Source organism: Streptomyces sp. NPDC029216, from assembly GCF_040648015.1.
In the GTDB taxonomy this organism is placed as follows: domain Bacteria; phylum Actinomycetota; class Actinomycetes; order Streptomycetales; family Streptomycetaceae; genus Streptomyces.
In genome coordinates, this window is the sequence record NZ_JBEZWL010000002.1 from 121,992 (window position 1) to 136,198 (window position 14,207).

15 protein-coding genes and 1 pseudogene are annotated in these 14,207 nt (G+C 70.2%); 9 read left to right on the plus strand and 7 right to left on the minus strand.

Annotated elements, in window-relative coordinates; translation table 11 throughout:
* Window positions 1-341 precede the first annotated feature (341 nt).
* The gene (locus AB0F18_RS01525; protein WP_362053454.1) at window positions 342-899 is read right to left on the minus strand and encodes a GNAT family N-acetyltransferase; all 558 of its coding nucleotides are present in this window, start codon (window positions 897-899) and stop codon (window positions 342-344) included.
* A gap of 284 nt (window positions 900-1,183) precedes the next feature.
* Window positions 1,184-1,789: a sugar O-acetyltransferase gene (locus AB0F18_RS01530; RefSeq protein ID WP_362053457.1), complete on the minus strand. Its 606-nt coding sequence runs from the start codon at window positions 1,787-1,789 to the stop codon at window positions 1,184-1,186.
* Window positions 1,790-1,971: 182 nt separating this feature from the next.
* Here AB0F18_RS01530 and AB0F18_RS01535 point away from each other — a divergent pair.
* The 6 genes and pseudogenes from AB0F18_RS01535 to AB0F18_RS01560 all read left to right on the plus strand — a co-directional run.
* Window positions 1,972-2,070, plus strand: a pseudogene (locus AB0F18_RS01535) (transcriptional regulator); the annotation flags it as partial.
* 556 nt (window positions 2,071-2,626) lie between these two features.
* A complete protein-coding gene (locus AB0F18_RS01540; protein WP_362053460.1) occupies window positions 2,627-4,240 on the plus strand; it encodes a DUF6861 domain-containing protein in 1,614 nt (537 codons plus the stop codon).
* 100 nt (window positions 4,241-4,340) lie between these two features.
* The gene (locus AB0F18_RS01545; RefSeq protein ID WP_362053463.1) at window positions 4,341-4,880 is read left to right on the plus strand and encodes a GNAT family N-acetyltransferase; all 540 of its coding nucleotides are present in this window, start codon (window positions 4,341-4,343) and stop codon (window positions 4,878-4,880) included.
* Between the two features lie 103 nt (window positions 4,881-4,983).
* A complete protein-coding gene (locus tag AB0F18_RS01550) occupies window positions 4,984-5,316 on the plus strand; it encodes a metalloregulator ArsR/SmtB family transcription factor (protein ID WP_362053466.1) in 333 nt (110 codons plus the stop codon).
* Window positions 5,313-6,053: a DUF2071 domain-containing protein gene (locus AB0F18_RS01555; RefSeq protein ID WP_362053469.1), complete on the plus strand. Its 741-nt coding sequence runs from the start codon at window positions 5,313-5,315 to the stop codon at window positions 6,051-6,053. The genes AB0F18_RS01550 and AB0F18_RS01555 overlap by 4 nt, the downstream gene beginning before the upstream one ends.
* Window positions 6,054-6,153: 100 nt before the next feature.
* Window positions 6,154-6,537: a hypothetical protein gene (locus AB0F18_RS01560; protein ID WP_362053472.1), complete on the plus strand. Its 384-nt coding sequence runs from the start codon at window positions 6,154-6,156 to the stop codon at window positions 6,535-6,537.
* A gap of 167 nt (window positions 6,538-6,704) precedes the next feature.
* On the opposite strand, the gene AB0F18_RS01565 is transcribed toward AB0F18_RS01560, so the two are convergent.
* On the minus strand, window positions 6,705-7,046 hold the full coding sequence (locus AB0F18_RS01565; RefSeq protein WP_362053475.1) for a VOC family protein: 342 nt from the start codon (window positions 7,044-7,046) through the stop codon (window positions 6,705-6,707).
* A 137-nt stretch (window positions 7,047-7,183) separates the two neighbouring features.
* Complete coding sequence (locus AB0F18_RS01570; RefSeq protein ID WP_362053478.1) at window positions 7,184-7,582, minus strand: hypothetical protein; 399 nt, start codon at window positions 7,580-7,582, stop codon at window positions 7,184-7,186.
* Window positions 7,583-7,965: 383 nt separating this feature from the next.
* Here AB0F18_RS01570 and AB0F18_RS01575 point away from each other — a divergent pair, with 383 nt between their 5' ends.
* From AB0F18_RS01575 to AB0F18_RS01585, 3 genes are all read left to right on the plus strand, one after another.
* Window positions 7,966-8,868, plus strand: coding sequence for a hypothetical protein (locus tag AB0F18_RS01575; RefSeq protein WP_362053481.1), 903 nt, complete (start codon window positions 7,966-7,968; stop codon window positions 8,866-8,868).
* A gap of 239 nt (window positions 8,869-9,107) precedes the next feature.
* Window positions 9,108-10,397: a serpin family protein gene (locus AB0F18_RS01580; RefSeq protein WP_362053484.1), complete on the plus strand. Its 1,290-nt coding sequence runs from the start codon at window positions 9,108-9,110 to the stop codon at window positions 10,395-10,397.
* A 104-nt stretch (window positions 10,398-10,501) separates the two neighbouring features.
* A complete protein-coding gene (locus AB0F18_RS01585; RefSeq protein ID WP_362053487.1) occupies window positions 10,502-10,705 on the plus strand; it encodes a hypothetical protein in 204 nt (67 codons plus the stop codon).
* A gap of 304 nt (window positions 10,706-11,009) precedes the next feature.
* Here the strand turns inward: AB0F18_RS01585 and AB0F18_RS01590 are convergent, their stop codons facing one another.
* The 3 genes from AB0F18_RS01590 to AB0F18_RS01600 all read right to left on the minus strand — a co-directional run bounded on the left by AB0F18_RS01590 (window position 11,010) and on the right by AB0F18_RS01600 (window position 14,133).
* Window positions 11,010-12,203 (minus strand): serine hydrolase domain-containing protein, encoded by a 1,194-nt coding sequence (locus tag AB0F18_RS01590; protein WP_362053601.1) that lies wholly within the window; start codon window positions 12,201-12,203, stop codon window positions 11,010-11,012.
* Window positions 12,204-12,739: 536 nt separating this feature from the next.
* Window positions 12,740-13,072: a hypothetical protein gene (locus AB0F18_RS01595; protein ID WP_362053490.1), complete on the minus strand. Its 333-nt coding sequence runs from the start codon at window positions 13,070-13,072 to the stop codon at window positions 12,740-12,742.
* A 329-nt stretch (window positions 13,073-13,401) separates the two neighbouring features.
* Window positions 13,402-14,133, minus strand: a complete 732-nt coding sequence (locus tag AB0F18_RS01600; RefSeq protein WP_362053493.1) for a hypothetical protein — start codon at window positions 14,131-14,133, stop codon at window positions 13,402-13,404.
* Window positions 14,134-14,207: the final 74 nt, after the last annotated feature.

Genomic DNA, 14,207 nt, shown 5'->3' on the forward strand with positions numbered 1-14,207 from the left:
CAAGCAACGTCAGTCACACGGGCCTTGCTTGTGCAGGGCGGCACCGGCTCTGAATCGGAGGCGGCCGCACCGCTCCTTGTCTTCGGGTGATGCGTCTTCAGGACAGCAGCAGTGGCGTGCCAGCCACGTGAGGTCCTCTGCGGAGAGCCAGAGAGCCACGCGGCCTTGCGCGGCTTCTTCCTGCGGATTCGTGGGGGTGACATCGGCCATGTGCGTCACCCTATCGAGGTCCGAAGCCATCGCAGCCGACTCGGGAGCTGCTCCACCGCGGTGGAGCGGTCCTGCGCCGGGAAGCGCGCCGGTTCTGGAGCAGCACCCCGCCAGAGAAGAGCAGACGGCTTTCAGCGTAGATCGAGCAGCATCACGTCATGGGGGTCCGCCTCCCCTCCCCACGGCCGCGCCTCGCCGATCTTGCGGTAGCCCCATGCCCGGTAGGCGGCCGGCGCCGCCTTGCTCGCCGGATTGACGTTCAGCAGCACCCGTTCGGCTCCGATGCCGTCCAGCAGCGTCTCGTGCAGACGCCGCGCAACGCCCCGATTGCGCCATGCTGCGCGCACGGCGAGTTCCATGAGGCCGAAGGTGCGGCGCCCGTCCTCTCGCCGCATGTCGTCGGACACGGGCTCGGTCAGTTCGTCCCACCACCCCGTGTCGGGGCGGAGCGGGTGGCCGTACGCCATGCCGATCGGCTCCTCCGTCGAGTCGTGGGCCAGGACAGCGTGAAAGGCGGGGTTGCCGGCCTGGACGGGGAAACGGCGGAAGGCGGCGGCGACGTCGTCCTCGGTCTCGTCGTACGGAGGTTCCGCGAACACCTCCGCGTAGATCAGCCTGAACGCGTCCTGGGCCTGCACCGCGGCCGGTCCATCCATGCGCCTCACGGCCATGAACCCCTGTTGCGCCATGGGTCCCCCCTTCCCCTCATCGACGCGAGTACGCTCTCCGCCTCCGCGCGGCGAGAGCCGGCAAGCTGCCTCAGCTGCCACGTCGAGTCCGGCCAGTATCCCCTCAGCACCCGATGCACCGAGTCGCGTGCCCGTCGAGATGCCCTGCTCAACCAGAGAGGGGTCTCCGCATGCGCAAGAACCGTGTGGGCATGGCCATCCCGGGTGCCGTGTTCGCCATAACCGCCGCCCTGGCGCCTGCCACCGCCTACGCCGGCCCTCGGCTACGACGGCGGGCTCGTTCGTCAACTTCGACCCGCCCCGTCCGGAGGGTCCGGGTCCGACTCTGCGCGGTCGAGGGAGCGTACGACGCGAGCCGGGTTCCCGACGGCCAGGACGCCTGCCGGGAGGTCCTTGACGACCACGGACCCGGCGCCGACCACGGTGTCGTCGCCGATGGTCACCCCGGGGCAGACGATCGTGCCGCCGCCCAGCCACACGTTCTCGCCGAGGGTCACCGGCAGGCCTCGCTCCCATCCGGCCCGCCGGAGGTCGGGGTCCAGGGGATGCGTGGGGGTCAGCAGCTGGACGTTCGGGCCGATCTGGGTGTCCGCGCCGATGGTGATCGGCGCGATGTCGAGGAAGACCGCACCGAAGTTGACGAAGGTTCCGGCACCGATACGGATGTGGCGGCCGAAGTCGCAGTGGAACGGCGGCCGGATCCGGACCCCTTCGCCCACCGAGCCGAGCAGTTCCCGCAGAAGGGCGTCACGCCGCTCCGGCGGCAGTCCGGCCGGAGCGTTGTTGAACCGCGCGCACAGCTCGACCCTGCGCAGGGTGGCGGCCGCGAGTTCGGGATCGTCGGGGCGGAACCACTCACCGGCCGACATGCGCCGCTCGTTCTCTCCCACGTGGGCGACCTCCGTTCCCCAGCGCATCCGCCTACCGACATCCACACCAGCACGCACGGCCCACGCTCTCCAAGGGACGGACGGCAGTCAAGGCCCCCCGGCGCCGAAGCACATCGGCAACCTCCTCGTCGTATGAGCAAAGCGATCAACCTGGGCAAGGTCATCCGGCCCGCCGCTCCCTCCTGCACTCCGAAGACGTCGCCCTGCCGGATTTCGGAACCCAGCGCCGGGTCGCGGGCCTGCGCCGTGAGGAGATCGCCCAGCTCGCCGGAGTGAGCGTCGGGGGATGCCGCCCGGCATCTACACCGCCTCGCCCGACCGCAGTCCGCTGCCCGGCACGTTTCCCCGCGCCAAACCCGGCCACAACGCGTGCGCCCTCTTCGGTGACTACGCGGCCCTGGACCGGGACCAGGCGGTTCCCCCATCTGGTGGTCGGGGATCTGGAGCCGGCCTGCGAGACCCTGCGCCCCACGGATGATCCCGAGCAGGCCCTCATCACGACGCGCTGCGGATGCTGCTGGCCTGGGCTGCTGGGGCCCCGCCCTTGCCGGCTGACGACCGCGCGCCCTGACAGACCCCCGTCACTGCAGGACGGCGGCCGCGCGCCTGTGTGCGCGGCGGGGCTCTTCGATCACGACCGCCGACCGCTTTGTCACTCCGGATCGTTCCGGGTTCGGGGCGCAGCATGCGTATGCGTGACTGTCCCCGGAGGGGCTCGGCCGACTGGCGGAGCGAACGGTTCAACGGCCGACGTCCCGGATGCCATGCACTCCCGCGCCGGCGGGCGCACCGACGTCGCCTTCGGTCCTCGGGCCTGGAAACCAACCGAAAGTTGCCATGAATTCCCACTTCACACGTGCCGCAAGGCTCTTAGCGGCCCCCGCCCTCACCCTCGCCGTCATCACCCCGGCTCTCGCCCTCGCCGCGACTCCCGCAGCAGCAGCCACCGACGCGTACACGTTCGCCAACACGGACGGCACCCTCAACGCGACGGGCAACAACGACGGAAACCAGATCTCCGTCACCCCCGACGGCACCAATTACACGAACTGGCGCCTGATCAAACTCGGGGCGCCCGGCACGTTCAACCTCGCCAACACCTCCTCCGGGAAGTGCGTCTACGCCACCCAGCCCGCCACGCAGCAGTCCTGCGGCAAGGACGGCGAGCAGTGGCACTTCCGCCCCGTCGACGGCAAGCCCAACACGTTCGGGATCGTCCGCCGCGACGAGTCCAGCGCCACCGAGTACTGCATGGACAACCGGGGTGGCCTCCACCTGTGGGGGATCCTCGCCCAGCCCAACGCCTGCAACGGCAGCGCGAGCCAGGAATGGACGGTCCCCGCAGCGAAGGCCGCCGAAGCGAAGAGCCTCGCCCTCGACTACTACGCGGACCTGTGTTCCAAGAGGACGTCGACCTGCTCGTGGACCCAGAAGTCCGAGGGACGGCCCGAGGTCCTGCCCCGCCAGATCGCCTCGTCCGTCTGGTACAACGGCACCGACAGCACGATGAAGCAGATATTCACGACGATCTACCACTCCGGCTGGGCCCAGTCGTACTCGGCCGGCATCTCCACCTCCGTCGGGGTCTCCGCGCCGGTCCAGGCCATGATCTCCAACCAGCTGTCCGCGACGCAGACCTACACCTCGGACGAGACGACGATCAACGGCATCGCCGTGGACGTCCCGTCGAAGAACTACGCCTGGGTCGACTTCGCGGCGGTCGGCAAGAAGGTCACGGGCACCTGGACCTTCGACACCGACAACCAGCCGTGGACCACGGACGCGACCGTCACGGTCCCCGTCGTCAACTCGACGGCCGGCTCCACGATGTACATCGCCCGCACCAGCGCCGGCACGCCGGGCAGCGACACCGGCAACACCGCCGCGGACGTAAAACCGCAGGTCCTGGCCAAGACCGAGAGCGCCGACCTCGACGTACCCGACGGCGCCACCGCGACCGTCGAGAACAACACGGTCAAGCTCACCGACGGCTCCGGCAGGAACATCGCCACCGTACGGCCCGGCATCGTGCAGGAGCTGAACGGAGCCACCCACGAGGTCAGCCTCGCCCTCGACGGAAAGAGGCTGACCCAGACGATCGAAGGCGTCGCCGGGGACACGGTGACCGGCATCGTGACGCCGCCCACCCTGTCCGTGCGCGACGGCGGGGTTCCGGCTACCGCCCTGGCGACGCCCGCCGGCAAGCCGGACACGGCCAAGATGGCTCCGACGGGCCTCTTCGACAAGCCCAAGACCGAAGACGAGTGGAACAAGTGCATGCTCAAGCACCTGGGCAGCAGCATCTATCTCGGCACGGTCGTGGGAACGGCGACCGGCGCCATGGCGGGCGGTGTCGGCGCCGTACCGGGGCTCGCCATCGGCATGATGACCGGCACGGTCAAGGGACTGGGTGAGGCGATCCTCCTCTGCGGCACGGGCCCCCAGAAGTAGACCCCGCACCGCCAGACCCTCTCCCTCGCCGCACCGGGGAGGGGGCCCGCGCAGGAATATTGCGCTGATCGGCACTCAGGGCTCTGCCAGACTGCCTCGCATGGACATTCGCCTTGAGCCCTGGTCGGAGCCTGCGCTCGCCCTCCTCCGGAAGATCAACACCCCGGAGATGCGCCGGCATGTCGGCGGACCTGAGCCTGAGGAGCAGCTGCTGGCCCGGCACAGCCGCTACCTCGCCATGCCGGCGGAAGGCCACGGCTGCATGTTCGCCGTGCTGTTCGGCGACGACATGGTCGGCAGCATCGCCTACCACCAGCGCGCCTGGCAAGACCGACAGATCTACGAGACCGGCTGGAACGTCCTGCCTCCCTACCAGGGCAAGGGCATCGCCGCCGCGGCCGGCCGCGCCCTGATCGACATCGTGCGCGAAGCGGCCGCCCGCACGCCTGACGGCCCGCGTAGCCTGCACGCGTTCCCCTCCGTCGACAACGCCTCGTCGAACGCCCTGTGCCGTCGTCTGGGGTTCCGCCTCGTCGGCGCTTGCGACTTCGAATACCCGCGGGACAGCGGCAGCTGGATGCGCAGCAACGACTGGCGCCTCGACCTCACCGCCCGTACCCAGCCGAACGAGGTGCCGTAAGCACGTAAGCAGTAGGGCGCGGGCACGGGCTCGGGCACGGGCACGCAGGAGCGGCGACGGGAACCCCTTGTTAGCCATTTAGCTAACATGCTAAACAAGAGGCATGACAGAAGCTCAGGACGAGGCAGGAGCCTTCCGCGCTCTCGCCGATCCCACGAGGCGACAGATCCTTGAGGACCTCCGGGGCGGCGAGCTCGCGGCCGGCGAGATCGCGGCCCGGTTCGCGATCAGCGCGCCTTCCATCTCACGCCATCTCGGCGTGCTCAAGGGAGCCGGACTCGTCACCGAGCGGCGGGAGGGCAACCGGATCCTCTACGCCCTGGCCGAGGACCGCCTGGCCACGAGCATCGGTCGGTTCCTCAGCGCCGTCTGCCCCGAGCAGATCGTGCTCCGCCACACCAAATGGCGCCCCGGGGCGCAGAGCGAGGGATCATGAAGCAGCCGCGACTGTCCAGCGTCGTCGAACGACGGCTCCTGGTGAACTACCGGGTCGACCCGGAAGTCGCGTCCCGCCTGCTCCCCGGGCCACTGCGCCCGCAACTGGTGCGCGGCTACGCGGTCGCGGGCATCTGCCTGCTGCGCCTGGGAAGCGTCCGGCCCACTTGGGCACCCAAGGAGTTCGGCCTGCGGAGCGAGAACGCGGCGCACCGGATCGCCGTCGAGTGGGACGGACCTGAGGGCGTCGAGACCGGCGTCTACATCCCACGGCGCGACACCGCCTCACGGCTCAACGTCTGGGCCGGAGGCCGCATCTTCCCCGGCGAACACGGCCGAGCAGACTTCGAGGTGCACGAGACGCCCGGTCAGGTGCGCGTCGCACTGGAGACACGGGACGGCGACACCCGCGTGGACGTCACCGTCGAGCTGTCCGACGAGCTACGAGGCAGCGAGCTCTTCGCCGACCTTGCCGAGGCGTCCCGCTTCTTCCGAAACGGGGCCAAGGGCTTCTCGGCCACGAGCTCCGGCCGTCACCTGGACGGCATGGAACTGCGGACCGACGCCTGGCACGTGGAAGCCGGCCGGGTCCGCTCCGCCACTTCGTCCTTCTTCGACGACCCGGACCGCTTCCCGCCGGGGAGCGCGACCCTGGACTGCGCCCTGGTCATGCGCGACGTCCCCGCCAGCTGGTGGCCGCTCCTGGCCATGGCCGGCGCGTGCGCTTCGGCTGCTTGATCCGTTCGCCGTCTGCCGGCTCTCCGGCGCCAGGCCTGGCCGGGGGTCCGGCGGTGGGGCCGGGGCGTGACGAGGAAGCCGAAAGCTCGTTGATCAAGGTATGACCACCCTTCGGAAGATCGTTACGGGCATCTCGGCGACGGCTGCGGCATGCATGCTCCTCTTCGCGACCGGTTCACCCGCCGCGGCCGACGGGAAGTGGTGCAACCACTCCGTCTGCATCGAGACGTACGACACGGGGACGTATCTGGGCAGGGTGGAGGTGTCGGTCGTCAACACCAACCAGCCGCACCGGATTTCCGCACGGGTATGGACGACCAACGGGTGGAGCGCGACGACGAAGTCCGAGGACGTCGCAGCGTTCCGCACCTACCGCGACCAGGCGTATCCCCAGCGCCACTTTCCGGCGGGCACCCGGTTGTGCGCGGAGGGCTTCCGCGGCGGCGAGAGCGTCGGGCTTCCTTGTGTGACGCTCACCAACTGAGCGCGAAGGCCAAGGCGTTGGTCCGTTGCGGGAGATGCCGGCAGGCTGTCCTATAGTCCTCAAATTTAACGAGTCTCATCATCGATGCAGGTCCGCGGCTGGGCACCACACCGGCCGCCGCGAGCAGGTAGGCGATGGCGGCGACGGCCCGGCCCAGGGCGTAGCCGTCACTGGCTCACGTACTCGAAAACCCCGCCGTCCGGGTGTCGCAGCACCGCCCGGCGTCCGTTCGGCGTGATCGCAGGAGCCGCGATCACCTCGGCCCCGGCCGCCTCGCAGGCTGCGACCGTGGCGTCCAAGTCCGCGACGGACAGCGTGGCCGCCACCCCGGCAAAGCGCTCCGCGACCTCGTCAGGCCCCATGAAGAGCAGGAAGGGGCCCGTGCTCGCCAACTTCAGCCCAGCGAAGTCAAAACGGGCCGCCGACTCGCCGGTCAGCCCTTCATAAAAGGCCAGGGACGATTCGAGGTCATCCACACGTCGTCGCAGAACCAGAGAGGTGATCGCCATGATCACATCATCTCAGCCCGCGAGGCCATCCGGGTGATCGCGCGACTTTCTCCCTGGTCGCCCTGGTCACCCGAAGCCGTCGGCTCACCCGTGGATCCACGTCCGAAGCGGAGCGAAACCTGACCGCGCGTCAGTAGTCATAATTCGTAGGGCCAGACGGTGACGTGGTCCCGGGCCGCACGGATCTCGACCCACGATCCTTCGGCGCCTTCCGGCAGTGGCGGCTCGGCAAGATCGAACGTGATCCGCGCGCCGCCCACGTCCAGGACGGCCCCGCCGTCTTCGAAGGGGCTCAACTGCCCACGAAACACGATGCAATCGCCGTCTTCCCGCAGCTCAGGAACATCAGAAGCACTTGGCCAGGCGTTCACCGTCCAGGCGATGTCCTCATCCACGGTCCACTCGACGTGGTGTTCCCGCCCCACTGCCCCGGGAGCCCCCTGCCAGAGCGCCACGACAGTGCCCAGCATCGAGTGCACCCGGACGGCCAAGGGCCCCGACTGGGCTGGCTGCGCTGCCTCCACGTTGACCAACACCCCACCATCATCCTCGACCGGCTACATGGGGGCGCCCGGGCAGACTGGTACCCCCTACGGAGGGCAGGCGAGTGCCGGGATGGACCGACAGCCGATGGATCTAGAGACGTACGTGACACGGGCGCGGAGCGGCCCTTGTTTCATCTGCGCGCGGGGTCCTCACACCGTCGCCCGACCAGGCAGCCGCGATGGCCGCACGCCTGCGCGAGGCGGTCCGTGCCCGGGGCCGGTTCGAACGGGACTGATCTCATCGGACCTGTCTGCCCCGCGCATAGGGTGCGGGGACGTTCAGCTGCTTCATGGAGGGCGGCCGCCCGCATGGGTGATACGGGGTGTGGGCGGGCGGCGCACCGATGTCAGTGGGTGCGCCTACGCTCCCTTCCATGAACGTCGATGACCTTGCCTGGCAGGCGCACAACTTCGGCGGTCTCGCGCCGTCAACCGTGCGCCTTCTGCTGGAGCACGGTCACCTCGACCTGGTGATCCAGGTGGCCGCGGACCGCGGCGAGTGGTTCTGCGCGAAGGGCGCGGTGGAGGAGCTGTGCCGGGCGGGGGAGTTCGGACGGGCGCTGACGGTGATGGAGCCGTTCGTCACGACGGGTTGGCCGCCCGCTCTGTGGGCGAAGGCCGACGTCCTGCTCCGGGCGGGACGGCCGCGGGAAGGGCTGAACCTGGTCCGTCCCGACGCGCCCGCCCGGACCTCCAAGGCCGAGCTTCATGACTTCGCCGAGTTGCTCGTCAGGGCGGGGCACGTGGACGAGGCCGTCGACCTCCTCGTCCCGCACGTCGACGGATGGTGGACCCTGTCCGTGCTGGTGGACGTCACTGAGGGCCAGGACCGTGACGAGCGGGTGCTGGAGCTGATCGCCCCGCACGCCGACAGTGCGCGCCAGGCCCGGGGCGAGAGCCGATGGAACCACCCTTTCTCCAACGCGCAGGAGCTCCAGGCCCGGGTCCTGGAGCGTGCCGGCCGTGCCGACGAGGCGATCCGGATCCTCGGCGAGGACATCGCCGCACACCACTACCTCACGCAGAACACCCTCACCGCCCATGCCGAGCTCCTTGCCCGTCACGGTCGGTTCGACGAGCTGCGTGAGCTGGCCACCGGACAGCACGCGCACACCGTCCTGGACGTCTACGCCGGCGCCCTTCGCGATCACGGGCGGGCCCAGGAGGCCGAGGCCGTGATGCGGTCAAGGCCGCCCTCCTCGAAACCGCCGGCCGTCTCGACGCCGCCGCCGCTGAACTACGGGCCCTCGGTACGATCAAGGCACGCGAGGGACTGAGTGAGGTCCTGGTCCGGCAAGGCCGGACGGCCGAAGCGATAGCCGTCCATCCCACGGTGGCCGAGCAGAGGGCCGCAAAGCCCGAGCCCGCTCCTGTCCCGCCGGCCGAGGACGGGTACTCGTCGGAGCCTCCTTTCTAAAGGAGTTCTGCGGCGATCCGCACCGTGCCGCCGGTGCGGGACGTGGGGCGAAGCCGGCTCGTGCGTGTTGATCATGTTGATGGCGACGAAGGGGGCGAGATGCCGGCACCGGCATGGACGCGGAGCAGCGTCGATGAGACCGTCGAGGCGGTCAACGCGTTGACCGCGCGGTGGGCGGCCGAGGCCATGGGGGGTGCAGGGTGCCCGGCAGGCGGTACGGTCTTCTCCGCCGCCGGGGTGTGGCCCCTGCTCGCGTTCCTCGCCGACGCCGCGAGCGGACCGGCCCGCGCCGAGCTGGCCGATGCCGTCGGGATCCCGGCGGAACAGGCGGCCGGCAGGGCGCGGGAGTTCCTGACCGCACTGGGCGGACTGCGCGGCGTCGACGCGGCCTTGGGCCTCTGGACCCGTAGGCAGCTGAAGGTGCGCGAGGAGTGGGCCGCCAGGCTGCCGCCGCACACCCACCGGAAGCTGACCGGCTGGCGGGCCGTCGACCGACGGGCGCTCGACGCCTGGGCGGCCGAGCACAGCAACGGGCGGATCACGAGGATGCCGGCCGACCTGAGCGGTGACACCCAGCTGCTGCTGGCGAGCGCCCTCGCGTTGGCGACCCGGTGGATCCGCCCCTTCACCGCCGAGTGCGCCGTCCCGTACTCGGGTCCCTGGGATGGTCGGCGACTGGCCGGGCTGTCGCGTACCACGTCCCTGCTCGACCGGGTCGGTGTCGCCGACACCTCCGCCGGCCATGTCACCGGCCTCCGCGTCGTGGGCGACCGCGGCATCGACGTCCATCTGCTGCTCGGTGAACCGGACGTGCCCGCGGGCCGGGTGCTCGCCGCGGGCGTGGACGTCCTCGCCGGTCGGCGGACCCTCATACCCGGCGACCGGCTCCCCCCAGGCGAAGCCGGGCCCGGGCTCACGGTGGAGGCGGTCCGGAACTTCTACCCCGTGCGGCCGAAGCTCCACGTGCGTACCGTGGCCTTCGACGTCGCCGCCGACCACGACCTCACGGCTCACGCCGACGTGTTCGGGCTGGGTTCGGCGACCGGCCGGTCCGCAGGCCACTTCCCCGGTATGACCGACAAGGAAGTCGCCGTGGCCCGGGCCCGGCAGTCGGCCACGGCCGCGTTCACCGACAGGGGCTTCGAGGCGGCGGTGGTCACCGCGTTCGAGATGGGCGAAGGCAGCGCCCGCATGCCCGAGCCGACGTACGTGAACACGGAGGTGCACGCCTCGTTCCACCGGCCCTTCGGCTTCCTGGCCGTCCACCGCGTCTCCCGTCTGGTCCTCGCGGCCGGCTGGGTCACGGACCCGCAGCCCTACCGGGAGGCTGCCGCTTGGCAAGCGCAGCGCAACGGGGAGGACTTCCCTCAGGTCAGGAAGCGGAAGTGACGCGCGGACAGTGGGGTTGTGTGGCAGCCCCGGTGGCTGGTGCGGTCACTGGCGTGCTCGGGGTGGTGCTCCTGTCGGCTGCGTGGCGAGCATGCGATGTGGGTGTGAACGATGCGGCCAACGGCCTCGCGCTGATCTTCTACGGGGCCCTGCTCTCGATCGCGGCGGCCGTGTGGTGGGGGGTGCTCATCGGGTGGGTGGGGCGTTGGAACCTCGCGGTCGCCTTCCTCGGGGGCACGGTGGGCAGCGGGGTCCTGCTCTGGATCTTCGTGGCCGTCCTCCAGGTTCCCCAGGGCTATCGCTGCTGATCCCGGCGCGCCGTGGCGTGGAACTGCTCGTGCGGCGGGGAATCCGTCATCGCCTCATTGCTGGGCGGCCGAGAGGGCCCTGTCCTGGTCAGCCGGCTGCCGCAGACTTGCGGGCCTGAGGGGGCGGTCTCGCCCCCGCTCCAGGAGGCGGGCTGACGAAGAGTCGCTCAGCGGGATCCGGGAGCACGGCTACCAGCTCTGCGCGGCCGGCTGGGCGACGCTCTGTCGGTTCGCCGACCGGACCAGCGCCAGGTAGTCCCATGGTGGCCAGGAGGGCGGGCGGAAGTGCGCGTTCGCGGTGCGGTCAGGGCGTCGGTGGGGGCGTCATGTCCTTCTGTACCGCTGCCGGCAGGTTGTAGACGTGTTCGGGGGTGAGGACCTTGGTGAGCGCCTGCCCGAAGACCGTGCTCGGTTCCTCCTGCTGCGGCCCGTACGGAACGTCGGTGTTGAGCAGTACGACCATGGTCGCCTGCTGCTCGGGCAGGTACATGGTGAGGGACTGGTAGCCCGGCAGTGAACCGTTGTGGCCGATCCAGCCCTGCACGTCGAAGATGCCGAGGCCGTAGCCGGCACCGGGGATGGAGGTGGGCGGGGTGTCGAGCCGCTGCTTCTGCATCTCGGGGCTGACCATCCGTGTGCCGTCGGGGAAGACGCCGGTGGCCAGGGTCTTGGCCCAGATCCGCAGGTCGTGCAGGTCGGAGATCATCGCGCCGGCGGCCCAGCCCCAGGAGGGGTTCCAGTCGGTGGCGTCCTCGGTCTTCCCGGACGCCGTCTGCTGGGTGTAGCCCTGGGCGTGCGGGGCGGGGAACGCAGCGTCGTCGGGGAAGCTGGTGTGGTCCATCTTGGCGGGGCGCAGGATCTGGTCGCGGATGTACGCGGAGAGCGGCTGCCCGGATACCTTCTCGACCACCAGGCCGAGCAGGATCAGGTTGGTGTTGGAGTAGTTGAACTGTGTGTTCGGTGCGAAGATCACCGGCTTGGGTGCGTGGAAGGCGTAGTCGAGCAGTTCCTGGGGGGCGTAGTGGCGCTTCGGGTCAGTGGTGAGCGCCTTGTAGAAGGGCTGCGTCGCGGTGTAGCTGAGCAGCCCGCTGCGCATGCCCGCGAGTTCCCTGAGGGTCACCTTGTCGCCGTTGGGGACGCCCTTGACGTACGTACCGATGGGGTTGTCGAGGCCCACCTCTCCCTTCTGGGCGAGCTGGAGCACGGCCGTCACCGTGAACGTCTTGGTCTCGCTGCCGATGCGCGAGAAGAAGTCGGACGCCATCGGTTGTCCCGTGGTCTTGTCGGCCACGCCGAAGGCTCGCGTGTACTCGCCCTTGCCGGGTGCGGATATTCCGACGATGGCGCCCGGAACACCGGTCTTCTTCAATACGTCCTGGACGGTCCTGTCCAGCCTGGCTGCCGTCGCGTCGTCGAGGGCGGGGAAGTCGCCCGAGGGCGAGGGCAGCGCCGAGGCGGTCGGCTGCGGGGGGTCGGCAACGGCGCCGGCGGCCGGGATGGCGAGGAGACCTGCCGTGGCGAGCCCCACGCAGGCCTTCCGGTACAGGCGCTGTCGCTTGTCTGCATGGCTCACGTCGGCCTCCTACCGGACCGGGACAGGTCGTCCTCCTCAGGTTAGGTGGGGCGCTATCCACCCGCACGGCGGAACGGGTGCCCTGGGGGTGGGGGCGCCGGAGGGCTACTGGTCGGGTCGGGCACTTCACCTTCCCCCCACTGCGGGCGGCGCGTACGGCACGGCACATACGACGTGTTGATCCTGAGACCAGCTGGGGTGGATGCGCTCCGCATCCCCAAGAACGCCCTTTCCCTCCCCGTCAGGCAGACCGACCGTCTCCTGGCACGTCGCCTCGGCCCTGGCGGGGTGAGCGGTATCAACGCCTTCATCAGCCGCCATGGCGCGGGGGCCTGCTGCGTGCGGGTGTGCGCCTTGGAGCTGCCGGGGGCCGGCGGAGGTGGAGCCAGGCCGGCGGTGGCTGGAGCTCGGCGACGGCCTGCTGGGCGAGCGTCGAACCTGGAGTGCCGGCCCGGCCGTGTTCACCTGCCCGGGGTTGCGGAGGGATACCCCATCCAGACGGCGCCGTGACGGGGCCGGTGCCGCCGTCGGGTTTCGAGCAGAAGGAACACGGCACCAGTGGTGCAGGTCACGGCGAACGACAGCAGCACGGCAGCAGGCCACCAGTAGTTGCCGGTCCCCGTCACCCACGGCCACAGCAGTGCCGAGCCCGCCGAAAGGACCGGGAGCAGCACGCTCCGGGCCCACAGCGGCAGGCGGCGGCTCGCCACCACGACGATGAACCCGACGAGGACAGCGGGCACGATGACGGCGACCAGGGCCAGGGCGGCGAAGAAGAGCAGGGCGAAGATCATGCGGCTGGCCTCCGGGGGTGCGGCGGAACGCGCACAGGGGTGTGCATGGCAGCCCTGCCCATGAGGGGCAGGTCGGTCCGCTGGATCATCCTGCCAGAGGGTTTGAACACGTTCAAGGTTGGCCTGTCGCCCCCGGCTCGTAGCCGCGCGGGGCCCCGTTCCTGCGGTCCCGGGCGCCGTGGCCGCAGCTGATGTTCACCGGGGTCTGCGCAGGGGGCCGCTGCGCAGACAGGCAGCGGTGCGGGAGCCGTGTTCTTGGGGATGCCGTGTACCTGTTGGCCGGCCCGGGACCCGGACAGGCAGCGGGCCGAGCGCGCCGGGAGGGCGGGTCAGGACGGGGCGGTCCAGGCGGTCGTCAGGCCGTCCAGCCACGCGGGCGGCAGCTCCGCGGCATCCCACTCCTCCCGCAGCGCCTGCGGGGCGGCGACGAGCCGTTCCAGTACGGCGATGCTGGTCGCGGAGTGGAGGAGCGAATAGCGGCCGTGCACCGTGGTGGCGCTGTCCGGTCCGAACGCCGCGAACAGCTGCTGGAGCCGGCTGCGGTGGACCGTGGCGAACTCAGTCAGCCGTCCGGCGTACCCGGCCCGCTGCCGGGGGGCCATCGTCCCCAGGACGGCGACGAGTACCTCTTCGGTCACCTCCGGATCCAGCTCCGACACCGCGGAGAACGACAGGTACAGGGGGGTGAGCGCGACCTTGGCCCGCTCCACTTCCATCCGGCGGGCCCGAGGGTACTCACCGGCCGTGGCCTGGTCCCCGTCCGGCCCCACGACCCGTGCCAGGGTCCGCTCGGCCACGGCTCCGAGCTCCTCCAGCAGGGCTTCGGCGCCGTCCAGCCAGCCCGACCGGTACTCCTCGCCCTTGTCCCCCGGACCGCTCCGCACGGTACCGTTCAGTTCCGCGTGCGCGAGGGCCAGGGCGCCGGCTTCAACGAGCCCGATCAGTTGGCGCGCGTCATCGGAAGGGACCCCCGTCCGCGCGAGGAGCTGCAGCAGCGTCGTCCTCGCGTTGTCGACACTGACCTCGTCCGGCCACTGCCGTCCCTCGTGAGCCGCGCCCATCAGTTCCTCCTCATCACTCGGTAGTGAAGTGTGTACAAGGAGATCGTTCCCTGCAACGTTCCAACGCCCGCGAG